25 protein-coding genes are annotated in these 24125 nt (G+C 40.5%); 6 read left to right on the forward strand and 19 right to left on the reverse strand.

The window, feature by feature from the left end; genetic code table 11:
* Positions 1-2 precede the first annotated feature (2 nt).
* From PCY09_RS02535 to miaA, 3 genes are read right to left on the reverse strand one after another with little or no spacing between them, the layout of a single operon-like run.
* Entirely contained in the window at positions 3-626 is a 624-nt protein-coding gene (locus PCY09_RS02535; RefSeq protein ID WP_061596417.1) for a hypothetical protein, read from the reverse strand.
* Entirely contained in the window at positions 619-1857 is a 1239-nt protein-coding gene (hflX, locus tag PCY09_RS02540) for a GTPase HflX (RefSeq protein ID WP_125397006.1), read from the reverse strand. Before hflX ends, PCY09_RS02535 begins: the two co-directional genes overlap by 8 nt.
* 31 nt (positions 1858-1888) lie before the next feature.
* Positions 1889-2773, reverse strand: a complete 885-nt coding sequence (gene miaA / locus PCY09_RS02545) for a tRNA (adenosine(37)-N6)-dimethylallyltransferase MiaA (protein WP_061595695.1) — start codon at positions 2771-2773, stop codon at positions 1889-1891.
* An 81-nt stretch (positions 2774-2854) separates the two neighbouring features.
* Between miaA and PCY09_RS02550 the strand changes: the two genes are divergently transcribed.
* A complete protein-coding gene (locus tag PCY09_RS02550) occupies positions 2855-3025 on the forward strand; it encodes a DUF3042 family protein (protein WP_008808815.1) in 171 nt (56 codons plus the stop codon).
* Between the two features lie 96 nt (positions 3026-3121).
* On the opposite strand, the gene PCY09_RS02555 is transcribed toward PCY09_RS02550, so the two are convergent.
* From PCY09_RS02555 to PCY09_RS02575, 5 genes are all read right to left on the reverse strand, one after another.
* Positions 3122-4369: an MFS transporter gene (locus tag PCY09_RS02555; protein WP_061595694.1), complete on the reverse strand. Its 1248-nt coding sequence runs from the start codon at positions 4367-4369 to the stop codon at positions 3122-3124.
* A 228-nt stretch (positions 4370-4597) separates the two neighbouring features.
* On the reverse strand, positions 4598-4963 hold the full coding sequence (locus PCY09_RS02560) for a nuclear transport factor 2 family protein (protein ID WP_061595693.1): 366 nt from the start codon (positions 4961-4963) through the stop codon (positions 4598-4600).
* Positions 4964-5046: 83 nt separating this feature from the next.
* Positions 5047-5973: a YafY family protein gene (locus PCY09_RS02565; protein ID WP_061596413.1), complete on the reverse strand. Its 927-nt coding sequence runs from the start codon at positions 5971-5973 to the stop codon at positions 5047-5049.
* A gap of 59 nt (positions 5974-6032) precedes the next feature.
* A complete protein-coding gene (metK, locus tag PCY09_RS02570) occupies positions 6033-7223 on the reverse strand; it encodes a methionine adenosyltransferase (protein WP_048779390.1) in 1191 nt (396 codons plus the stop codon).
* A 484-nt stretch (positions 7224-7707) separates the two neighbouring features.
* Positions 7708-8196 (reverse strand): hypothetical protein, encoded by a 489-nt coding sequence (locus PCY09_RS02575; protein ID WP_048779387.1) that lies wholly within the window; start codon positions 8194-8196, stop codon positions 7708-7710.
* Between the two features lie 336 nt (positions 8197-8532).
* Between PCY09_RS02575 and PCY09_RS02580 the strand changes: the two genes are divergently transcribed.
* The 4 genes from PCY09_RS02580 to PCY09_RS02595 are packed head-to-tail and all read left to right on the forward strand — an operon-like array spanning position 8533 to position 11476.
* A complete protein-coding gene (locus tag PCY09_RS02580; RefSeq protein ID WP_125397005.1) occupies positions 8533-9213 on the forward strand; it encodes an amino acid ABC transporter permease in 681 nt (226 codons plus the stop codon).
* The gene (locus PCY09_RS02585; RefSeq protein ID WP_105026028.1) at positions 9173-9850 is read left to right on the forward strand and encodes an amino acid ABC transporter permease; all 678 of its coding nucleotides are present in this window, start codon (positions 9173-9175) and stop codon (positions 9848-9850) included. Before PCY09_RS02580 ends, PCY09_RS02585 begins: the two co-directional genes overlap by 41 nt.
* A 1-nt stretch (position 9851) precedes the next feature.
* Positions 9852-10610 (forward strand): amino acid ABC transporter ATP-binding protein, encoded by a 759-nt coding sequence (locus PCY09_RS02590; protein ID WP_045773912.1) that lies wholly within the window; start codon positions 9852-9854, stop codon positions 10608-10610.
* A gap of 11 nt (positions 10611-10621) precedes the next feature.
* On the forward strand, positions 10622-11476 hold the full coding sequence (locus tag PCY09_RS02595; RefSeq protein ID WP_008808824.1) for a cysteine ABC transporter substrate-binding protein: 855 nt from the start codon (positions 10622-10624) through the stop codon (positions 11474-11476).
* Positions 11477-11552: 76 nt separating this feature from the next.
* Here PCY09_RS02595 and PCY09_RS02600 read toward each other — a convergent pair whose 3' ends face one another.
* On the reverse strand, positions 11553-12020 hold the full coding sequence (locus PCY09_RS02600) for a deaminase (protein ID WP_125397004.1): 468 nt from the start codon (positions 12018-12020) through the stop codon (positions 11553-11555).
* An 18-nt stretch (positions 12021-12038) separates the two neighbouring features.
* Complete coding sequence (locus tag PCY09_RS02605) at positions 12039-12605, reverse strand: TetR/AcrR family transcriptional regulator (RefSeq protein WP_008808826.1); 567 nt, start codon at positions 12603-12605, stop codon at positions 12039-12041.
* A 125-nt stretch (positions 12606-12730) separates the two neighbouring features.
* On the opposite strand from PCY09_RS02605, the gene PCY09_RS02610 reads away from it, so the two are divergent.
* A complete protein-coding gene (locus PCY09_RS02610; RefSeq protein WP_008808827.1) occupies positions 12731-13576 on the forward strand; it encodes a DegV family protein in 846 nt (281 codons plus the stop codon).
* Between the two features lie 71 nt (positions 13577-13647).
* Here the strand turns inward: PCY09_RS02610 and PCY09_RS02615 are convergent, their stop codons facing one another.
* Genes PCY09_RS02615 through secY2 form a run of 9 tightly spaced genes read right to left on the reverse strand, consistent with a single transcriptional unit; the run spans position 13648 to position 24096 of the window.
* Positions 13648-13869, reverse strand: coding sequence for an accessory secretory protein Asp5 (locus PCY09_RS02615; RefSeq protein ID WP_125397003.1), 222 nt, complete (start codon positions 13867-13869; stop codon positions 13648-13650).
* 1 nt (position 13870) lies between these two features.
* Entirely contained in the window at positions 13871-14053 is a 183-nt protein-coding gene (gene asp4, locus PCY09_RS02620) for an accessory secretory system protein Asp4 (RefSeq protein ID WP_125397002.1), read from the reverse strand.
* Positions 14046-15398, reverse strand: a complete 1353-nt coding sequence (gene gtfB / locus PCY09_RS02625) for an accessory Sec system glycosylation chaperone GtfB (protein WP_125397001.1) — start codon at positions 15396-15398, stop codon at positions 14046-14048. The genes asp4 and gtfB overlap by 8 nt, the downstream gene beginning before the upstream one ends.
* Positions 15382-16902, reverse strand: a complete 1521-nt coding sequence (gene gtfA, locus PCY09_RS02630) for an accessory Sec system glycosyltransferase GtfA (protein ID WP_125397000.1) — start codon at positions 16900-16902, stop codon at positions 15382-15384. The genes gtfB and gtfA overlap by 17 nt, the downstream gene beginning before the upstream one ends.
* A gap of 12 nt (positions 16903-16914) precedes the next feature.
* Positions 16915-19296 (reverse strand): accessory Sec system translocase SecA2, encoded by a 2382-nt coding sequence (gene secA2 / locus PCY09_RS02635; RefSeq protein ID WP_125396999.1) that lies wholly within the window; start codon positions 19294-19296, stop codon positions 16915-16917.
* The gene (asp3, locus tag PCY09_RS02640; protein ID WP_061601099.1) at positions 19289-19768 is read right to left on the reverse strand and encodes an accessory Sec system protein Asp3; all 480 of its coding nucleotides are present in this window, start codon (positions 19766-19768) and stop codon (positions 19289-19291) included. Before asp3 ends, secA2 begins: the two co-directional genes overlap by 8 nt.
* Entirely contained in the window at positions 19765-21294 is a 1530-nt protein-coding gene (gene asp2 / locus PCY09_RS02645; protein WP_125396998.1) for an accessory Sec system protein Asp2, read from the reverse strand. The genes asp3 and asp2 overlap by 4 nt, the downstream gene beginning before the upstream one ends.
* On the reverse strand, positions 21284-22864 hold the full coding sequence (gene asp1 / locus PCY09_RS02650) for an accessory Sec system protein Asp1 (RefSeq protein WP_125396997.1): 1581 nt from the start codon (positions 22862-22864) through the stop codon (positions 21284-21286). Before asp1 ends, asp2 begins: the two co-directional genes overlap by 11 nt.
* Positions 22865-22872: 8 nt before the next feature.
* Positions 22873-24096 carry an accessory Sec system protein translocase subunit SecY2 gene (secY2, locus tag PCY09_RS02655; protein ID WP_061601930.1) on the reverse strand — a complete coding sequence of 408 codons (1224 nt, stop codon included), beginning with the start codon at positions 24094-24096 and terminating at the stop codon, positions 22873-22875.
* Between the last annotated feature and the right edge of the window lie 29 nt (positions 24097-24125).

Here is a 24125-nt window from a genome sequence, read left to right on the forward strand (position 1 = left end):
TTCTAAATGATATAAATCATGGCAGACCGATTCTGCGAGTGATAGTATTTTCTGCCAGCATAGGACTGAGCCAGATCACTAACTTCATCTTGATTGTATCCCAAAAGTCTTTGGCTACCATCTGCTAGCTGCTGCCATTCAGTCAAAGCAGTCAGCTCCTTACTGTCCACGACTTGAGATTCAGCTTTGAGAGGTGTCATTTTTATTCTCCCAGCTTCTTCGTAGACCAAGTACTGAGGAAAGACTTGTGCGATTTCAAAGAGCAAGTCAGCTGTTACAGGCTCAGGCTTTTCAGGAAAGACCATGCCGACTTCCTTCTTCTCGTAGCAAAATCCATAGGACTTGCCAGAAAAGTTAAGTCTGACAAAAGGTTTCTTTTCTACAAAGCTAGGCTCCGCATTCCATAAGTCCAAAGCCTGACTGATTTCTAAGAAGTACTCTGTCGCGGCTTCCGGACTTTTCTTTTGATAAAGCTCAGCAAAGTAAGCATTGATAACGCTGGGCGGTGGCGTAATGAAGATCCGCTTCTGCTCCTCTGTCAGCCCAGTCAACGCTTGTTCTAAGTAGACCCTGTCTAAGATTGTAAAACCGCCGTATTTGATGGCCAAGTCAATATAATCAGTCATAAAATTCTTCCAGTTTCCATTTGTTTTTCTCGGCAATCCAGCCTGAAATGGTTTCGATATCGTCTATGTATTCTCGATTCCCCATAATCGCGACTTTCTCTAAATCATGAATCTTGTAAGCTTTAGCCGGAGCTACCTTGATGGTAAAAGGCAAAAATAACTCTTTCATCCGCTCCAGAAGGACTTGCTGCAAAAGAGCTCTGCTATTGTCTGCCTTAGCCGAAATCAAAGAATAAGGAGTCAGGGTCGGAGTGAAATTCTCAGCCTTATCCGATTTGTTATAGAGAGTCAGCCGAGGAATATCCAGCATGTCCAGCTCTTTCATGATGTCGAGGACAGTCTTTTCGTGCTCCTCATGTTGTGGGTCACAGGCGTCAATAACATGGACCAGCAAATCGACATTTTTACTCTCTTCCAGTGTGGATTTAAAGCTTGACACCAGCTCTGTCGGTAAATCCTGAATGAAACCAACTGTGTCCGTCAGAGTAACATTGAGCTGACCACTGAGGTTGATGTTCTTGGTCGTGGCGTCTAGCGTCGCAAAAAGCTCGTCTGCCTCATACTGGCTCTTGCTGGTCAAGCAGTTCATGATCGTAGACTTGCCAGCATTGGTGTAGCCGATGAGTCCGATTTTGAAAATACTGGATTCCAACCGTTTTTCACGAACGGTTGCTCGATTTTTCTCCACTGCCTTGAGCTGGCGCTCAATATCATGAATCTGATTGCGGACACTGCGTCGATTGAGCTCCAGCTGACTTTCGCCTGGACCGCGGGAGCCAATGCCACCTGCCTGACGGCTGAGCATAATGCCCTGACCAACCAAGCGAGGCAGGAGGTATTTGAGCTGGGCCAGATGCACCTGCAACTTGCCCTCGTGACTCCTAGCCCTCATGGCAAAAATATCCAAAATCAGCTGCATACGGTCAATGACCTTGACCCCCAAGCTTTCCTCTAGATTGACATTCTGGCGGGGTGTCAGACGGTTATTGACAATAACTGTCGAAATTTCTTCGGCATCAACCATCTGCCGGATTTCTTCTAACTTGCCAGAGCCGACAAAGGTCTTGCTATCATACTTTTCTCGCTTTTGACTATAAGAGCCAACTACTTCCGCCCCTGCCGTCTTAGCCAGATTTTGAAGCTCCTCCATGGATAAGTCAAAATTCTCCGTGTCTGCTAGTTCCACACCAACCAAAAAGACACGCTCTGTTTTTTTCTCTGTTTCTATCATCTCATATCCTTACTATGACTTGGTCAGCCAGCTACTTGTCCAGAAAATTCTTGATGTCCTCCATAACCTGATTTTTATAGTCTGGATTTCCCACCTGATAAAAGGTTACGGACATCCGGTTACGAAACCAAGTCAGCTGGCGCTTGGCGAAACGACGGGTATTCTGCTTGAGCTTGTCCACGGCCTCCTCTAGGCTCATCTCTCCTTCAAAGTAGGGGAAAAGTTCCTTGTAGCCGATCCCCTTGCTGGCTTGACTGGTTGGAGCCTGTTCATAAAGCCAACGGGCTTCTTCTAAGAGACCATCTTCTATCATCAGATCTACTCGCTGATTGATTCGCTCATAAAGTCGCTCACGCTCATCATCTAGGCAAATCAGCAGGGCTTCATAATCTGGCTGGCTGTTTTCTAATTGACCACCTAACTGAGCAATCTCCAGCGCTCTCATAGCCCTGCGACGATTTATCTGGGGGATCTCGATACCCAGCTCTGCTATTTTCCCAAACAAATCCTCATCTGACCAACTGTCCAGCTGCTTCCGATAGGTCAGAATCTCCTCATGAGGGACGGAGCCACCCAGATGATAGCCCTCAAGTAAGCTCTGGATATAGAGTCCTGTACCACCGCAAATGATGGGAAGCTGTCCTTGAGCCTCAATCTCACGAATAGCCTGAGTTGCTTCAGTCACAAAATCATAGGCCGAGTAGCTTTCTTCAACATCCCTCACATCCAAAAGATGATGGGGAATGCTCTCCTGCTCTTCAGGACGAATCTTAGCCGTACCAATATCTAAGCCACGATAGACCTGCTGGCTGTCACCACTGATAATCTGACCATTAAAGGCTTTTGCAACCTCAATACTCAGAGCTGTTTTTCCAACTGCCGTAGGCCCTACAATTACAATTATCTTAGTTTTCATTTTTTTCCTTGAAAAAATTTTGATTTTTCGTTACTATTAATTATAACATAAATAATAAAAGTTCAAAAAAGGAGAAATCATATGGCTAAAGGATTTGGAAAAGGCGTACTTACAGGCGTTGCAGCTACTGTTGCTGCTGTAGCAGGTGCAGTTTATACTGTCAAGAAAAAAGTTATCGAACCTGAAGAGCAAAAAGCAGCTTTCATTGAAGAAAACCGTAAAAAAGCAGCTCGCAAACGTGTAGCACACTAAGAGTAACCTTAAAACTCTCTATTTAAAGTAGAGAGTTTTTTACATGATCATAAAAAAGACAAAGAATAATTCTCTTTGTCTTTTTTTATTTAATGGCTACGCTTTTTCTGCTTCAAGACCTTGACCTAGGTCTTGATAAATATCAGATTTCAAATTACCGATTGTCCAAAGAGCAGCTAGACTGATTAGATACAAAGAGGCAAGAAAAATCATAACTGTTGAAACACCTGAGATATCCAAAATCTTTCCAATAATAACAGATGAAAATCCGCCAATTGCTCGTCCAACATTTAAGATAACATTATTAGCTGTTGATCGAATTTGATGAGGGTATAGACGAGTGATCATTGCACCATAGCCAGCAAACATCCCATTCACAAAGAAACCAACAACAGTTCCACCTATTACCATAGTGGCCATAGAATTTGCAAATTGGAAAAGATAGACACAGACAGATGATGCAAGAAGAAAGCCTGAGTATACGACTCTAGGTCCCCATTTATCCAAAATTTGTCCAAAAGTCAACATTCCTAGGCACATTCCCAAAATGGTTGCCACCATCCAAAGAGAAGAGTCTTTGACAGAAATGTTCAAACTTGTTTGAATAATCGTTGGTAACCAGTTCATCATGCCGAAGTAACCGGCGATTTGCACGGTTGTCATAACCATTAAAGCTATGGTTTGTGATGTGAGAGCTGGAGTTTTGAAAAGCTGACTTATTTTAACGGGTTGTGTTGTTTCTTCTTCTACTTTAGCTCCACCGTCGTCACGAATATTCTGATCGTCAATAGCTAAAACCATCCATAGTACTAGGGCAATAGGTGCAAGCCCAAAGAGGAATAGCCCGCGCCATCCCAAAGCAGGAGCTAGCCAGCCTGCAAGTAAAGCCGATATAATCGATCCTATTTGACCCGCAATACCGTTTAGGGATGAAATCCGACCCATCTTTTCTGGTGGAACAATTCCCGCCATTATAGCAATAGCCACGCCATATTCGCCTCCAACACCCATCCCTGCAATAAAGCGCATGATATAAAGGTAATTGACGTCTTTCGTAAAGAAAATCAAACCGGTTGCCAGAGAGAAAATCAGAATGGTCCATTTAAAAACCTTAAATTTGTGATATCGGTCAGCTAACAGACCGAAAATTAAGCCCCCAACAAGCATTCCCAAATTAGTTATAGTAGCTATCCAACCACCCTGGGTACCACTAATCCCAAGTTCCGAGATAATAGAGGACATTGAAAAGGCCAGAAACATGACATTTAAGTCATCCGTACCAGAAGCGACAATCGCAGCGGCTAAAGCCCGTTGATTGTTTTTGTCTAAAGACAATTTTGACATATGATTCTCCTTAATCGCAGCTCACAGACTGCATTTATTAAATTGAATATACCTTAAAAAGAGGTTGGAAATACTGTTCCCAACCTCTAAAAGTTTACAGAAAATTAGAGCATAGCAATTGCTAGTCTCATTTTAGAACTTTCATGTCTCACGGAACATGTTTAAAGTCATATTTAATTTTTAACAGTATAAAACAAGTTAAAGCATTTGTCAAATGAAACTTGAGATTTATTTGCCCTGCATAAACTCTTGGAAACGATGAGTATCAAAGTAAATGTTGGATGCTATTAATTTGTCTGATTCGTCAAATTTTAAAAATTCTGCAACATCCAATTCTAGTTGATTTCCTTGTGGCGACTGCAAGCGATAGCGATTTAAAGCCACTACTTCTCTTCCCTCCACCAGCAACTTCTTTACTTCAAGATGCTGACTTAAAGCATAGAATTGACCTGCACCTTGTAGATAAACATTACGACCTTGCCTGATTTCTTGACTGTCGCACATCCCATAATCAAAGTTTTCAGCTACGAAATCTTCCCAGCCACCTTTATTGACTGCGGTAAAATAGCTTTCTGCTAATGTTCTTGTATCCATTTGGAACCTCCAAAAATTATTTAGGCTGTTTTCAAACCAATGAAAGTTTATGCCCACTTAAGAGTATACAAAAAGCAATATGACTACAGTCTGTCATATTGCTGAAGATTTTTTTGAAGAGTATCAATTAATTTATCCTGCAGTTTTTTGGGCGATCTGACTTTTACTTGCTGACCAAAACTTAAAATCAATTCGAAAAAGGGCGGTGTTAATGCTCTGAAAGCATGGACTATTATTCTGGTTTGCTCAACAGTGATTTCTTCTTCTGTGAAGTGGTCATAAATTTTTGGAAGTGCAAATTCTGTGAAAATCAACTCCACTTCTTCTTTACTGCCTTCAACTTTATCTTTGGATGGATTTAGAAAAAGATCTAGCTTCTCTTGAGATAAAAGTGGGTAGTCATCAACTTCTATCCCCTCATCTACTAGCTGCAAATCACGAATTCTACTAAGCTTGAAAATACGAAAATCTAACTTTTCTAAACAGTAGCCGATAACATACCAAGCATTTAGTTTAAAAATCAGACGGTATGGAAAAATCGTTCGTTGGCTTCGTTCCTGTTTTTTAGAAAAATAAGAAAAGGAAACTTTCTTTCCAGTTTGTATAGCCTGCTCCATTTCAAGTAAATAATTTGTATTGAGAGACCATGAAGTAAGATCGAAGTAAAAAGGATTAACATTATCAGTCACTTCTTGAGAAGTAAGCTTATGCTCAATGCTGTCAAAACTTGGACGACCGACAATTTTGCCAACATTTTGGCTCATATTGATGATAAACTGCTTTTCTTCTTCTGTGAAAAAGCTGCTGTCCATCTTGTAGTCATCTGGTATATAAAAGCCTCCCTTATCCCCACGTTCAGAGTAAATAGGGATTCCAGCTAAGCTGAGCGTATCCATATCTCGATATACTGTACGAGTAGATATTTCAAAACGTTCAGCAATTTCTTTAGCTGTTATCTGTCTCTTATTCAAAAGGGCTAATAAAATATAAATTAATCGTTCTAATTTCATAATCTTTATTTTTCTATAAAGTAGAAACCATCAAATACTCATCTTGCAACTCTTTATAATTAGGCTAGATACTCCTTCAACGCTTGAACTTTATCCGTTTTTTCCCAAGGCAGATCAATATCTGTCCTACCCATATGGCCATAAGCAGCTGTCTGACGATAGATTGGACGTTTCAGATCAAGCATTTGAATGATACCTGCCGGACGCAAATCAAAAATCTGACGAACAGCTTCCTGAAGCTTGCTTTCTGCAACTACTCCAGTGCCAAAAGTATCGATACGTACAGAAACCGGCTGAGCCACACCAATGGCATAAGCTAGCTGTACCTCTGCTTTCTTAGCCAGTCCCGCCGCCACGATATTTTTAGCAATGTATCGAGCTGCATATGAAGCTGAGCGATCGACCTTGGTTGCATCCTTACCAGAGAAGGCACCGCCACCGTGACGAGCATAACCGCCGTAAGTATCCACAATAATCTTACGTCCAGTCAAGCCAGAGTCACCTTGCGGGCCGCCAATTACAAAACGTCCGGTTGGATTGATGAAAAATTTTGTCTTATCATCCAGATACTGGGCAGGAATAACAGCTTTAATCACCTTTTCAATCACGTCACGATGAATCTCTTCATTGGTCACTTCTGGGTCATGCTGGGTCGAAATAACCACCGTATCCACGCGCACAGGCTGGCCATTTTCATCATACTCAACAGTCACTTGTGACTTAGCATCTGGACGCAGATAGCCAATCTCTCCTGATTTGCGCAACTCTGCCAATCGACGGACTAGCTTATGACTGAGTGAGATAGGCAATGGCATAAGCTCCGGTGTTTCATCCACTGCGAAGCCAAACATAAGCCCTTGGTCGCCAGCACCGATCAAGTCCAATGGATCTTGATCTGCATTCCCACGAACCTCTATAGCTTCATTGACACCCTGAGCGATATCTGGCGACTGCTCCACCAAAGATGGATGCACACCGACGGTCTCTGCCGAAAAGCCATACTCTGTATTGGTGTAGCCAATCTCTGCAATTGTATCACGAACCACACGGTTAATATCTACATAAGCTGTAGTCGAAATCTCACCAAAAACATGAACAGAGCCTGTATAAACAGCTGTTTCAGCAGCCACATGGGCATCTGGATCCTGACTCAAGACGGCATCCAAAATAGCATCGGAAATTTGGTCTGCAATCTTATCGGGATGTCCCTCCGATACAGACTCAGACGTGAAAAGTTTACGTTCTGACATAGAAATGTCCCCCCTTAAAAAATATTGTTATAGAGTTACAAAGTACTGATAGGTGTTTCTATTGTCTAAGAGTTACGACGCGAAAGAAATAAAAACGATACCTTTTTATTTCCGAAGCTAGTAAGGCGCATGGGTGTCCGAAGTATAGCGGCAACCGTAGAATGACGAGCGACTTTGGAGCCGTCATTGTTTGCGAGTTACAAAGAACTGATAGAAGTTTCCTACCATCTTATCGGGACTATATAACTTTTTCATTATAACATAATTTACGCTAACACTCCTTTGTTTAAAAAAAGAAAAAGGTATAGACATAAACTATACCTTTTTAAAATTATGAATCTGCTGTTTTTAGCAAACCAATCCTGATTAGAGCTACGATTACAATGGGTACAATCAAAAAGGGCGTAAAAGATGTACCAAGTATCAACGCACAAGAAAGTTTGTACGGAACCATTAATAGATAAAGATATGACTTCGCGCCATATCATCTCTTCTCTTCTTTAGCTACTAGCGTTCCAACCAAAACAAGAACTGCGAAAACAAAAGGAGCTATTTGAAAAAGATGCCAATCAGGATCTCCTGCACAAAGAGCTGAAATCAGGTAAATACCTGAACTTGCATATAGTAAACCTTTCCTCCCATTAGTCATCCCAACCCTAGTTAAAAAAGTTGCAATAAAAAAACAAATTAAGCTAGGGCCTAGAAAAATCAACAAGACAATTCCCCATGGTAAAGCTATACTAAAAAGTGACACGAAAAGAATCAGATAAATGATCGATGAGAAGAAGGAAAATGAAAGAAGAGCCGATGTATACTTGATCTCTTTTGAATCTTTTACCACTTGTTCTGACCCATTTGCTTCATCAATAGATTGTTTTTCTTCAATCTTCTCCTTATTTTTTTCGTTATCTATCTCTGGACTTATTTCATTACGCCTTTGACTTAACTCCTGGTTTATCTCTTTATTTGACATTTGATTGATCCATCCTACTGTTATATTTCTTTAAAAAAACAAAATACTCTTTCATATTTTTCTATATCCATTATACTCTATTCTTTAATTATTTTCAGTATAAAAATCAAGTATATCCATCTTCTCTCAAAACAATCCAGCATCTAGACAAACATCTTTGTCTAGATCAGTTACTAAAATACAATCTTTTTGGCAGTCCTTATAAATTTTTTCTATCAGACCGATAAAATATACATATTATTCAAACAGTGTGATTGATGATAAAATGACTCTATTAAACCGATAAGTTCAGGGACGATTTTACTTTCCTGACTTAAGGAGGGGAGGAATTCATTTTTGGATTGGTCTATTATCGAACAGTACTATCCACTATACCAGCAGGCCTTCTTTTTGACCCTGCATATTGCTATTTGGGGGATAATTGGTTCATTTCTTTTAGGCTTGGTTGTTAGTATCATTCGACATTACCGAGTTCCCATCTTGAGCCAGCTAGCAACTGTCTACATTGAGCTATCTCGAAACACGCCACTATTGATTCAGCTCTTCTTTCTGTATTTTGGGCTACCTAGGATTGGTCTTGTCTTGTCTTCAGAAGCTTGTGCGACAATCGGTCTCATCTTCCTAGGTGGATCTTACATGGCTGAATCCTTCCGTAGTGGCTTGGAAGCTGTTAGTCAAACCCAGCATGAAATTGGTCTCTCTATTGGTTTGACACCAAGACAAGTTTTTCGCTACGTTGTTCTTCCACAAGCGACTGCTGTAGCACTTCCTTCCTTTAGTGCAAATGTCATTTTCTTAATCAAGGAAACCTCAGTTTTCTCTGTAGTAGCTTTAGCAGATCTTATGTATGTGGCAAAGGACTTGATTGGACTCTACTACGAGACAGATATCGCCTTGGCCATGTTGGTTCTTGCCTATCTGCTCATGTTATTACCGATTTCACTTCTCTTTGGTTGGATAGAAAGGAGATTACGCCATGCAGGATTCGGGAATCCAGGTACTCTTTCAGGGAAATAATCTCCTTCGTATTTTACAAGGCTTGGGAGTCACGATTGGTATTTCAGTTATTTCCGTTCTATTATCCATGATCCTTGGTACATTTTTGGGAATTATCATGACTTCTCAATCTAAAATCGTTCGTCTACTAACTCGATTTTATCTAGAATTCATCCGAATAATGCCTCAGCTCGTCTTACTGTTTATTGTTTACTTTGGGTTAGCACGCAACTTTAATATCAATATCTCAGGCGAGAGTTCAGCCATCATTGTCTTTACTCTCTGGGGAACAGCTGAAATGGGGGACCTAGTTCGAGGAGCAATCACTTCTCTACCCAAGCACCAGTTTGAAAGTGGCCAAGCGCTTGGTTTAACCAAGTTTCAACTTTACTATTATGTCATCATTCCACAGGTTCTAAGACGTCTACTACCACAAGCCATTAACCTGATTACACGTATGATTAAAACAACTTCGCTAGTCGTTTTGATTGGCGTTGTTGAGGTGACTAAAGTCGGCCAGCAAATTATCGATAGCAACCGATTGACTATCCCCACCGCTTCCTTTTGGATTTATGGAACTATTCTTGTTTTATACTTCCTTGTCTGCTTCCCTATTTCCAAGTTAGCAGGTCATTTAGAAAAACACTGGAGGAATTAATATGCCTGAAACGATTTTAAAAATAAGGGACCTTCAAAAATCCTTTGGAGACAATCCTATCCTTCAAGGTCTTTCGCTTGAAGTTAAAAAAGGTGAGGTTGTCGTGATTTTGGGTCCTTCTGGGTGTGGTAAAAGTACACTTCTTCGTTGTATTAATGGCTTAGAAAATATTCAAGGAGGTGATATCCTCTTAGATGACCAATCCATCACAGGCAATCAAAAGAACTTTCACCTTGTTCGTCAGAAAATTGGCATGGTTTTTCAAAGTTATGAACTCTTTCCACACCTAGATGTTCTGCAAAATCTTATTTTAGGACCAACAAAAGCCCAGGGACGTAAGAAAGAGGAAGTCATTCAGGAAGCCGAACAACTACTGAAACGTGTTGGACTTCTAGATAAAAAGCATAGCTACGCAAGACAGCTCTCTGGAGGTCAAAAACAACGGGTGGCAATTGTTCGTTCCCTTCTCATGCATCCTGAAATCATCCTTTTCGATGAAGTAACCGCCTCTTTAGATCCTGAGATGGTACGAGAGGTGCTAGAATTAATTAATGATCTTGCCCAAGAAGGACGAACTATGATTTTGGTCACACATGAAATGCAATTTGCTCAAGCTATAGCAGATCGAATCATTTTCTTGGACCAAGGACAGATCGCTGAAGAAGGAGATGCTCACTCTTTCTTTACCAATCCTAAAACAAAAAGAGCGCAAGAATTTTTAAACGTATTTGACTTTAGCCAATTTGGCTCATATCTATAAAGGAGACGATTATGAAACTAATTAAATCAATTTTAACTGTAATGACACTTGCCCTTGCTCTAGTCTTTATCACAGCTTGTGGTGCTAGCAAAAACTCCAATGCATCAAGTTCTAAGGCTCGGACCATTGATGAAATTAAGAAAAGTGGCGAGCTTCGTATCGCAGTCTTTGGAGACAAAAAACCTTTCGGTTATGTTGATAATGATGGCTCTTACCAAGGATACGATATCGAACTTGGAAATCAACTTGCCAAAGATCTTGGAGTCAAGGTTAAATATGTTTCCGTTGACGCAGCCAACCGTGCAGAGTACTTGATCTCAAACAAGGTTGATATTACACTGGCAAACTTCACTGTAACAGATGAACGCAAGAAACAGGTTGACTTTGCGCTTCCTTATATGAAGGTTTCACTGGGAGTCGTTTCTCCTAAAGATGCCCTTATAAAAGATGTTAAAGAACTTAAAGGAAAAACTTTGATCGTGACCAAAGGTACAACAGCTGAAACCTACTTTGAAAAGAATCACCCAGAGGTTAAACTTCAAAAATATGATCAATACAGTGACGCCTACCAAGCTCTGCTTGATGGACGTGGTGATGCCTTCTCAACAGATAACACTGAAGTCCTAGCTTGGGCTCTTGAAAACAAGGGTTACGAAGTTGGTATAACTTCTTTAGGTGATCCTGATACTATTGCTCCAGCCGTTCAAAAAGGAAACAAAGAACTTCTTGACTTTATCAACAAAGATATTGAAAAGCTTGGTAAGGAAAACTTCTTCCATAAGGCTTATGAAAAAACTCTTCACCCTACCTACGGCGATGCAGCTAAGGCTGATGATCTTGTTGTAGAAGGTGGTCAAGTCAAATAATCAGTAAGATCGTAAAAAGACTCTATCGAAATGATAGAGCCTTTTTATCTTAAACAATAACTAGGATAGTCACTTTTTAAATAAAATCTGTTTCGGCTATGGCTGACTTCACTTCCTCTAAAGGCAGGTGCACTAATTCCACTTCTTTCTCGCTATACAAGTACTCAGCATACTCGTCAATCCGATACTGATTGATATAGACTACGCGCTTGCATCCGACCTGGAGCAACTGCTTGGTACAGTTGAGACAGGGAAAATGAGTTACATAGGCAGTAAATCCTTTTGGAACACCTCTTTCAGCGCCTTGTAAAATGGCATTAACCTCAGCGTGTAGGGTCCTTACGCAGTGGCCATCGACTACCAAACATTCATGATCAATACAATGTTCTGTTCCTGATACGGAGCCATTATATCCCGTAGAAATAACCTTGTTGTCTTTGACCAAAACCGCTCCTACTCTTGCGCGCTTACAAGTTGAGCGATTGGCAATCAAAAGAGCCTGTGCAGCAAAATATTCATCCCAAGCTAATCGTTTTGTTTCCATTTCTTTCTCTTTTCTTTACTAGATATTTTCTTGAACCATTAAAGGCAAACCAAGAGAAGCAATCTTTTCAGCTGGCACTTTCATGCCTTCTTTGATCCATTTTGACAGGACAGAAACCAAAGCTGAGCTCCAGAAAGAATTAACGTAGGACGAAGCATCTTTCTTGGACTCTTGACCTTTCTCTAAAAAGTTAAGAACTGCTTGCGTCAAGTGTTTCTCTAAATTATACTCAACAGCTAAACGAATGAGATACGCTTCCTTCTGTGCCTCTTTAAACAGAGCAAGCCATACTTGGTAAAGCTCCGTCTTAAAATCGAACTGAGCCATTTTTTCCATAATATTATGCACAGTCTGGCCGAAAAGCTCCTCTAGAATCTCTTCTTTTGAGCTGTAGTTTCGGTAAAAAGACGCTCTGGATACGCCAGCACGGTTTACTAACTCAGAAATAGTGATTTTAGCCAATTCTTTTTTTTCTAATAACTGTAATAAGGAAATTTCCAAAGATTCGCGAGTTAAACGATTGGATTCCCGATTGGAAATCGTTAGGTTTTCAAGAGATTTTTTGGATATTTTACGTTCAGGCATAACAGTTTCTTCCTTCTTGTCTCATCGGATATCAATAGCTTTCTGGAAAAAGTCTTTCATGATATAATTGTAAAAAAAGACACAATCTTTGTCAATGTATAATTATAGGAACAAGGGGATTAAAAATGACTTGGAAAATCGTTAGTGACTCTGGATGCGATTTTAGAGAATTAAAAGACCTGGCTTTAGACACAAATTTTGAAAATGTCCCATTAACCATTCAGGTAGGCCAGGAAATCTTTATTGACAACGCAGAACTAAATATTGACTTAATGATGGAAAAAATGTATGCCACATCAACTGCTTCTAAATCTGCTTGCCCAAGTCCAGATGACTATCTAAAAGCATTTGCAGGAGCTGATAATATCTTTGTTGTCACTATTACTGGAACCTTATCTGGTAGCCATAACAGCGCTCAGGTTGCTAAAAAGCTTTACCTTGAAGAGCATCCGAATGTCAATATTCATGTGATTGATAGTTTATCGGCTGGAGGTGAAGTTGACTTGCTTGTTCAAAAGCTCAATCAGCTAATTAGTAACGGCCTTTCTTTTGACGAAATCGTGCAAGAAATTACAAACTACCAATCAAAAACCAAATTACTTTTTGTCCTGGCCAAAGTGGATAATCTGGTTAAAAACGGGCGATTAAATAAGCTAATTGGAGCAGTCGTAGGCTTGCTCAATATTCGCATGGTTGGGGAAGCTGGGCCACAAGGAACCTTAGAACTATTGCAGAAGGCTAGAGGTTATAAGAAGTCGTTGTCTGCTGCTTTTGAAGAAATCATCAAGGCGGGTTATGCAGGAGGTGAAATTATTATCTCTCACCGCAATAATGATAAATTCTGTCAGCAATTCTCTGACTTAGTCAAGGAAAAATTTCCTAACGCCCAAATTCAAGCTATCCCGACATCCGGCTTATGTAGTTTCTATGCAGAAGAAGGCGGATTATTAATGGGATATGAAATCGGCTAATAATGAATCAACTTCCTAATATTTAAATCAAAGGAGACCCTAGTCTAAGGGTCTCTTTTTGATCTAAAAAGTTAGGCTGTTTGAATTATATAGAAAATGAGGGTTAAAAAGAGAAGAATACTAACAATCAAAAGAATAACTTTTTTAAAAAAATTTGTCTCCCAATAACCTGACTTACCAATTGTTGAACGAGTTTCGCTGAAAAACTGTTGGTTTTCTCTAGGCAAAGAAATAACCAATGTAATTAAAATAAGAGCAAGTAAGATAGTCAGAATAAGTAATAATTTTTGCATTTTATTTCCTCAAGGCTCCAATCAATGTAAAAATCAAGCCAATCAAAATCATCAAGCCCAAGGCGATGACAAAGGCTTTGTTGAGGTTTTCCCCCAAGCTAGCCTTTTCTTTCTTGGGCTTGCCATGCTTAAGCTCATTTAACCGTCCCTCAATATCCTTATGAAATAAATCTTTTTTAGCCATGCTGACCTCCTAACAAGCTTTGGAGAGTCTCCTGATAAAGACTGACGGGTACATCGTTGGCATGCCGGCCTTGAGCTTGCAAGGCCGACCGCATCTGCTCAACACCAGATAAGGCTTCTTCCAGAGTCGATGCCAGCTGAGCAGGCTGGCTGCTGTCGAAAATATGCTGCTGGGCAATGTAGCGCCTGTCATGCAGGGTCTGCTCAAAGCCTAGAATCAAGAGATTGTTCTCAAAAGCCTTGCGCACTGCCTGTAAGACCTGGCCTCCGTGATTGATATCCAGATAAATGTCCGATTCCAAGTAGAGCTGCTCGATTTGCTTGAGACTGGCATTTTGATAAAGGACGACATTTTTATAGGACAGCATAGACAAGAGTTTAGGTGACATTTCCGTAAGTGCTGCAATGCGAAAGACTAGCTGCGGCAGGGACTGAACCAAGGTCTCTAAGTCTTCAATCTGATCTGAATGGGTCAGAATTAAAGCATCTTTTCGTAGGTAGTTGTCCCGCTTAAAGTCATAATGATAGCCCAGATGCAGGAACTTCTGCTGCTGGGCAGTCGCTGCCAAACTCATGGCCTTTTCATAAGTTGCTAGGTCTGGAATGATAATGGTCTGCGTCCGCAGCTGGCTATTTTCCAGAATCAGCTGCATATTGCCCGGAAGCTCGTCATACAGAGGTTCCTGCCAAAAGAGAATATCCTGCCCAGCTCGACCTGTCAAGCTGTGGGAAACTAGGAAAGAATAAGCCAGAGAATTAAAGAGAATGTGATCCAAGTCAAAGTCGAGCCGCTCTAAAAAGAAACGGATAAAATCCACTCGGCTTTTAAAAATCCGCAAGGGCTCTTGGTCCAGGGTCAGGATGATGTCACCGGTGGCGTGATTTTCCACGATACGCTCCTGACCATCAGTGCTGTAATAGGTCGTGTTGAAAGCCTCCTGGCCTGATTTATAGGCTGTTTTGGCAAAGCAACGGCCTTGCTTATTATAGCGCTCACTCAGTCGCAGCTGGCCTTTTTTATCCAGCCAATCCACCTGCTTGACCAGCCGGCCTCTGGCCTGACTGGCATAGTGAATCCGTGCTCTTTCTTCTCCCATGTCACTGACACGCGCCGCCTGATGGTCGCCTGTGATTTCCCAGAAAGGGGGCACTGGCACTTGATTGAAAAAGAGCGGATGATCTACTCCCTCTTCATCCCCTAAAAAATAAGTATAGGGGGAGATCATGTCGTCCGGCAGATAGCCATTGGCCTCAATGACAATGGTCGGACAGGCATAGCCAGCTGCAAGGAGGGAATCATGCAGATCCTGGGTTTCCTGATTGTAATAATCAAAGAGCTGAATCATCTCTAACCTCCTTTAAAAGCTGGGTCCAAGCCGCTTCAACCCGGCTGGTCAAATAATTCTCGGCCACTTGATAAGAGTGTTGGCTCATCTCCTGCTGGCGCCCTTGGCTAAAGAGAGCTATTATTTTCTCCACAAAAGCAGCAATAATCTGGTCCTCGACATGATTGGAACTAACCGGTAGCAGATAGCCATTTTTACCATCAACGATAAAAGTCTTATTGCCATAGCGGACATCAAAGCCGATGAGAGGCAGACCTGATCCAACTGCTTCCATGAGCGTTAAACCAAAGCCTTCGCTGGTTGAAGCCGTCAGATAAAGCTCATAGCCTGCATAAATCTGGCTCAAATCTGCATGCCCTTTGAGCCGAATGTAGTCCTGAGCTCCCGATTCCTCAATCCTGCGACGCAGCTTGTCCTCTTCGCTCCCCTTACCATAAATATCCAGAGTCAGTTCAGGCAACTGGATATGGGCTTGGACAGTCGCTGCCACTAGCCAATCGATATGCTTTTCCGTAGCAAGACGCGAAGCCGTAATCATGGAGAAAGGCTTGCGAGGCTCTTTGGGATAAGTCAGTTGGTCCAAACTCCCCACCGGTATGGTGACAATCTTGGGCTGCTTGTCCGAGTAATGCTGGAACTGCTGCTCTAGAATCATTTTCTGAGCCTCTGTTGCCACGATGAAGAAGTCCACCTTGTCTGCATTGGTAAACTGGTAGTCATAGAAATTGTTCCAGAGAATATAGTCGTCGCTGCTGGCATTTTCACTGAAATGCTCCGCATGGACCACTACTCCCAGCTTAGCCTTCTGGCTCTCTTCAAAGACAACCTGACCAATCCCTGTCTCTCGATCCAAGATGACCACATCATCTGCCTGCAGCTGCAAACACTGGAGAAAATAACGGACCAGCTCAGCCTTGGAATAAAAGATCCTATCCGGAAAACGGTATAAGACTTCCTGACCATCCTCTATCAGCATGTCATAGGCCACACTGCCGTCTTCATTGTAGAAACGGCGCTGGTAGAGAGTTGCGGCGTCATTGTGAGGTGCGAAGTACTCACTGGCATAGCGGACATAGGAGAAATAATCCTTACGAATCAATCTGCCCCGCGAGACATACTCCACATGCTCCACAAAGTCCTGGTCTTCCTGCCGTAGATAGCAAGTGATAAACTGGTCATCCTGCGGATAGAAATAGCGGACAATCTTGCCCTCTCTCTCCGAGCACTCCGGCTGACCTGCGACTTGAGCCAGTACCTGATCCAGCGTCACCGTCGTCGGTGCAATCTTGATATCAGTAAAATAGTTATAAAGCCAGATAATTTCCTCATCCAAAAAACCGATATTTTCTGTCAAATGTTGAATGTTATCCGCTAAAATCATATCCATAAAGATAAACTTAGCCGGTTGCTGCATTCTTCTTAAAATCGGAGCTCGATAAGCTTGGGCATATTCTACACCACTACTTGCCCAGCCGATGCCTAAGTTGATGTTATATACTGTCATATTTTCCTCATCCTATGGGAAGTACATTACGACCTCTCCTTTGGGGTTGAGTGCCAATTCACTCATTAAAAGATTCTTAACAATTTGGTGTTTCATTCGTTCTTTCATATATTCAAAACCATCATAAGCCTCTTGGTAATACTCAACTATAGGGTTTTTATTAGAAGTATGAAATCCACTCAAAGCACTTTTTAACTGTTGCAAATAGTCTACTTGTTCAACCCAGTTCTCATCAATCGCCTTAAGAATAGCTAAACGCTGGAATTGACTATAAAGCTTGTCCGACTTAAGATAGCTTTTCTTTGCCAATAATTCCTGCTCAGCAATGGCTTGAAGAAGATGAGAGACTTCTTTTGGTGAGTGAATATCAAACTCCTGGGGAATTCTTTCAGCCCGGTTGCTAAAATGGTGCAAGATAAATCGATAAAAATCTGCCCTATTTTCAAAACTTTGTTCATAGGCAACTTGTTTAATGACATACTCAATAACTCGATTGATTTCCTCTTCCATCTCATTTGTATCCTCAAGTAAGCGATTGCGCTCCGCATAGGTCAGCTCTCGCTGAATCTTCATACTTTGAGCATACTCCAAAGTCAGACGTCGTGATAATTTAGCATTGCCCTCACTAGCTTTTTGTGCTTTAGAGACAAGTTTTTTAAAACGTCTTTGTTTAAGCAAGATAGGGTTGTTCTTAAGATCTTCTGGAGAATAATCTCGATAAAAGTTTTTTATCCAATCTGGTCCCCATTTTTTTAGTAAATCATCTTCTAAAGAGATGAAAAACTTACTGATCCCCGGATCACCTTGCCTGCCTGAACGGCCACGAATTTGTAGGTCAATTCTATGGTTTTCCATTCTTTCAGTTCCAATAACAACCAAGCCACCTAGATCAGCTACTCCTGGACCTAATTTAATATCTGTTCCTCGACCAGCCATAGATGTAGCTACAGTCACCGCTCCAAGCTGACCAGATTCAGCAATCATCTGTGCTTCTCGAGCCGCATTGTTAGCATTTAGCAAGTTGTGGGCAATTCCTTCTCTCAGTAAGAGAGAAGAATAGATTTCAGACATCTCAACAGAACCAGTGAATATCAAAAGAGGATTTCCTTTTGCATGATAATGCTTTACTTCATCCAGTGAAGCAAATACTTTTTCAGGCAAGGTTTGGTAAATCTGATCAGGATAATCTCTTCGAATGACAGGGCAATTTGTTGGAATCTTAACGACAGACATAGAATAAGTTTCTAGGAATTCACTTTCTACAACTTTTCCAGTCCCAGTCATACCCGAGAGTTTTCGAAAGAGTTTAAAAAGATTCTGATAAGTTATAGAGGCCATGGCACGTGTTTCCTGAGTTAGTTTAACATGTTCCTTGGCTTCGATCGCCTGATGCTGGCCTCCTTGAAGACGGGTTAATTCCATAAGGCGACCGGTTGCACGGTCTAAAAGCACCACTTCTGCTTCATTTTCACTTTGTCGTACCACATAGTCTTGGTCTTTTTTATAAACCATATGAGCTCTCAAGGCTAGATTGAGATGTCGAACCAATTCCTGATTTTCTTTGGAAAAGAGATGGTTTAATCCTAAGAAAGACTCTGCTGCTCGAATTCCTTTCTGGGTCAGCCAAACTTCATTCTTCTCATCATCATAGCAATAATCCTCATCTTCATAGAGAGTTTGGACTAAAGTGTCCATCATGTCATAGAAATTTGACTGGACACGCGGAGCGCCAGATATAATCAAAGGGGTTTGTGCACTGTCCAGAAGAATAGAGTCAATCTCATCTATAATAACATAGTTGAATTCTCTTAGAAATTGATTTTTTTTATTTTCTGCTAAATTTTCGATCAAGTAATCGAATCCTAAAGCACTATTGGTTGTATATAGGATATCTGCCTGGTAGATCCTACGTTTTTCCTTGGTCTCCAAGGGCTTTGTTTCATCCGCCCTCACTGCTGTCTCAATCGTCAGTCCTAAAAAACGGTAGACAGGACCCATTTCTTTCGCATCTCGCAAAGCCAGATAGGAATTAGGAGTGACCAACATCGCTCCTTGACCAGACAAGGCATTTAGATAAAGAGGCATAGTCGCTGTCAAAGTTTTACCTTCACCTGTCGCCATTTCAGCAATATTTCCCTCGTGGAGGACAATTGCTCCCATGACTTGGACATCGTAAGGGAACAATCCTAAAATCCTTTTATCCGCTTCTCGAACAACAGCATAGGCTTCTGGCAAAAGTTGATCCAAATTTTCCCCGTCAGCAAATCTCTTTTTGAATTCGTCAGTTTTTTTCTGTAGGTCTAAATCTGACAGACTAGACATCTCTTTTTCAAAACTCTTAATTTTAGCTAGAATTTTCTTTAAGCGCCGAATATGAAAAAAATTTTTAACCATTTGACTCCTCTAAAATTTCTTCAATTCTTAAGCAGTAAAACTCAAAAGACTCAACACCCGCACTAAGAAGCTGTACCTTATAGCTGTAGGCTTCTTCGGGATAAGTAAAAGTCATTTTATCCGAACGCTCAACAATATTGCCGACTTCTTTATTATAACGATCGAAAAAAATAAGTTTTAGAAAAACACTTTCGGAAGGGTAGGAAGTCATATCTCTAGCCAAAGAATAAGATCTTCCCCTTTTTAGCAAAGGAAGGGAAGGAACCTGTCTATCTCCTTGATAGTTCCAACTGGAGGACCATTCATGAATCGTTTGACCAGAAGCCATTAATTTGTTTTCAAAATAGACCTGGTCAGGAGAATGAAATATGATGGTTGAACCATACAAGTAGGTGAAATCTTTTCTAGTTTTTGAGATAGACGCACCTCTCAATTCTCCCCAGTAAATTTCCTTATGTTTTTGAATCTTCATTTCTTTCTTCCAAATTCTTTTTCCAGTATGATGCGATGATAATTCATAAACCAATTGATCACCATAGTAGAATCGTCATTATGTCGCCCTGAAAGCCCGTTGCTCATCAACTGGGTTTCAGTAGGATAGAGATATTGTACTAAATCCTCGTAAGCTGTCGGATCGTAGTCTTCTTCCTTCATGTAAGCCAGACCAAAAATAGTACGGCTGAAATCCGCATTTTTAAATTTTTTCCAATAGCGATTATCTAGCTCTATTACATTTTCTCGACCTTTCCCTCCTGTATGACGATGAAGGATATCAAGAGCCATCGGAAAAACTTCTGGTAGCCGAAGACGGCCACGTTGAGCAATTGTTCCAAGATTAGCAAGTGGCTTACATAATATAATTGCTCTAGGGCTGAAATCTGCCCCGTAATAAGCGGCGCCATAGGTTCCCATGGATATACCGGATAGGATTAATTCTCGTTCAGAAAAACCTAGTAATTCCATATGTTCTTGGATTATGCGTCTAATACCTTCTTCTAATTCATCGCTACCTAGATAAAAGACACCACCATCTAATCGCTGATCAGAAATCAAAAGAAAAGGGCAACCTAAACCTCTCATCATACCAAATCCTTCGAAGCCTTCTGCTCTACGATAGCCAGAAAAATAAACAACCAAAGGTGGCTTAAAATCTCCAGGATAAAAGAAATAATTGATTTCCTGCCGATGGATATCCTTTAAAATTTCACCTCCCAAAACAAACTTACCAAATTCATAGCGAGTCAAACGCTGGTGGAAGGCACCAATTTTTAAAGTACCAAAGCCTCTGGCTTCTAAAGTGATTCCTAAAAAGGAAGTGAAATCATTATCTAAAACAATGGCTTCCTGCATATCAGTTTCCGAAAAAACTGATTCTCTAACAAGATCACCAGCCGAACCTTCCTGAATATTATAGATTCTTAAGCGGAGTTCGCAACTAAGGTCTTTTTCGTATTCAAGCCAAATTTCTACAGGATTTTTCTTGCTTGCTACAATATTATACTTCCAAGACACGATTGGCCTAAAGCCTGATCCAAAATTTCCTTCCAATTCCAAATTTTCATAGCCATTGTAACAAATCCTGCCCTTAAAACCTGGACTAACGACCATATCAAGAGGTGTCATCTTATCTCCATATTGTCCACGAAAAAGTGCCTTAGAAAGTTTTCTCAGTAAATTTGGTCTATCACTTAGATCTATCTGTTGAGCGCAGTATCGTTTAAGGAAAAAGGCAATCGGCTCTTGTATGGCTTGCTGCTTTTTACTGTAAAAAATAGTATAAGGAATAATTCTCGATTCAATCAAAAATAAATCTGGAATCAAGTCTAAATCATCTACAATAATGGCACTGAAATGGTTGATTTTCTCCATTTCCATAACTTTTTTGATAGCCAGCTGAGAGTGAGGAAAGAAATAGTACCAATCCATATTATCCGGGATTACCACTTCCTTGCTCCAATCGATGGAACCAATCTGTAAGATCTTCAGCTTATTTTTCATCTATAGCCTCCTTGAGCCACTTCTCCCACCGCTTAATCACTTGATGTCCAGTATTCAGTTTGATCTTTTCGATTGAATAAATCAAGGCCTGATTCCAATTTTTTAGCCCCTGCAAATAATAATCTGCAGCAACTGCAAGTTGAGAGATAGAGTCAAGAATATAGCCATTTTGTAAATGAGTCACATAGTCAGAAGCAACCAGATTGATCTGTGGAATACCAGCTGAGATACCGGCAATTTGTGTATAAAGATTAGGTTGCTGGCTTAAATCAATAATAAGACGAGTATCATCCAACTCTTGAATCAGGCTAAGCTCATCTGTAATGTTCCTAATCCTAAATCGGTATTCCAACTCTTGGTTTTCTGGTAAAGGGTTTTCTGCTTGGTTATTTTTATAAGATTTTTTGATAAAATCTTTTAAATCCAAGTAATCAGAAATAAGTTCCTCTACTTTATCTTCCACCTGTTTAATACCTTCTTGCCATGCATTGTATACACCGATAACCAGTTCCGTGTCTGGATGCTGGGCTACATAAAACAGAACCTTAAAAATAGCATAGTCATTCAAAAGCTCACTAAGATCAATTTGATAAAAAATCTTTGACTCATGACGTTGTTGACTCTTTCCTAGCTGCAAACGTGTATCAAATGGAGACAAGTAATGAATCTTCTCTGCCTGGAGAGGAAAATGATTCTGAAGAGTCTCTTTGAAATCCATTCGATCTGTCAATACCAAGTCCACGTACTCCAAATCAGCTTTAAAATTCTCTATTTTGCTTGCTTGATTACGTTCGTGGAAAAAACTGAGAATACTATGAGAATGTTGAGGTAACAGATCTAGCACCCCTTGATTAGTAAAAGGCTGTGCAGCGACTACAAATCGGCTGTCTTCTTCAACATTATGAGAAATATAATATCCCAACTTCTCAAGAATCAAATCTGGTATGCATTCATACTCCAGCTTATCAAAGTCTCGAGAAAAAACTGGATTGACTACTACATGACTATTTTCAAATTTTAGATATTCTCGTATACGCCAATCTCCATTTGGATTTAAGTAGTCCTGATATACTTCCTGACCATCTTCATAATAGACGATACTAGAGACAAAGCCTCTATCATCAAAAATATTTAGCTTTTCCAGCTGATCATCCTTGAAAAATTTGATAAAACTGATAAAGCCTTCTACTCCAAACTCGACATGAGCATAAAGCTGTCCTTGCCTGCGTACGATAATCAAAAATGGAGTATAAATAAATTCACAATCATCTTCCCATTCAAGATCTTTGATTTGTAAAACCTGCATATCATTAGATTCTACAGCCTGGATCTCATCAAAAACTGAATAGTATTCCGTCTCAAAGATATCTTGGCGATGTAAAAAATAACGAGCATGAGGCATATAGGCTTGTAAGAGGAGTTTGACTGGCAGATTCTCACTATGAAAAATCCGAATCTGATGAATAGTATCATCAAACTCAAGCCTCTGCATAGATCGGTACCAGGGAATAATATCTCGATGCCAAACCCTCTTTCCACTTCCACTCCATGAAGGAATAAAATAATACATAGTTCCTCCTAGAACAATGAATGATAACGGTCATTAAGTGTTAAAGTATCTACCTCATCCTTAATAGAAAAGACCATGCCAATAAAAATCATAAACATACCAGGAATCATACCAAGCCTCATATAGCGAATATCGAAGAGGATCAGAAGCATTGGAAGACCAGCCACCAAAACTAGGTAAAGCGCTCCGACAAAGGCAAAATAACCTACAATTTTGTGAATATAACGACGGGTTGCTTCACCAGGATACAAATTTTCAATATATTCCCCACTCCTTTGCATCCGCTCTGCAATTTGATCACTGTTAACATTAATAAAAGCAAAAGCCCAAGCCAGAATAAAAATAGTCAGCAGATAGAGAATCAACCAAGGTATTCCACCCATCGCTAACCTTAGAATCCATTCTTTCACCAGCCTATTATTTGGTTGGAAAAACAGAACTAGCATGAGGAAATACTGGGGAATGCTGACCAAAGTCATGGCATACATAATAGGAAGACCCCCAGCATCATTTACTCGAATATCTAGGTAGGAATATTTTTTAAAGCGATTATGGATATTTATCTTATTGATCGGTATTCTGTACTTGGCTCTTTCAACTAGAACAGCAAGATATAGAAAACAAAGACTCAAAAGCCCTACTACAGCTAAAATAAGAGGAGAAATTTTGAGTTCTTGGATCGAAAGCCATATGTCCTGCGGAATATAGGAGATCATACTGACCATGACAATCATAATGGAACCCCCAAGCCCCATTGATGAATTAAGGTCAGTCAGCCAAATAAGAAAATAAGTTCCCGCTATTAAGATCAAGGTATCCAGGAAGACAATCGTTCCTTGTCCAACTCCTGCCACTGTCTTCAAAGGCAAATTAAGAACTAAACCTAAGGATTGAATCAGAGCAATAGCTAGAGTCAACAACATCCTTCTCTTTTCTTGACTCTCCATAGAAAGTTTATTAAGTCCCAATCGTTTCGAAACAGTGAACATTTGCCAGATGAGGATAGACGACATCCAAGGGGCTAGCCCAATCGAAAAGAAAGACATACTCCTTAAGTTTCCACCCATCAAAGCAGCTGCATAATTTAGTGTTACTGAATCTCCATTTAGTTTAGCTATACTCGAGACATCAACAAATGGAAGAGTCAACTTACTTCCCAAAACATAGATAAATACGAAAAGTAAGGTCCAAAGAAACTTTTTGAGAATAAGCGGTTTAAAAAATGACTTCACTCTGACTCCTTATGATGATGGCTTGAGAA

It is taken from the genome of Streptococcus sp. SG2 (assembly GCF_030439925.1).
In the GTDB taxonomy this organism is placed as follows: domain Bacteria; phylum Bacillota; class Bacilli; order Lactobacillales; family Streptococcaceae; genus Streptococcus; species Streptococcus gordonii.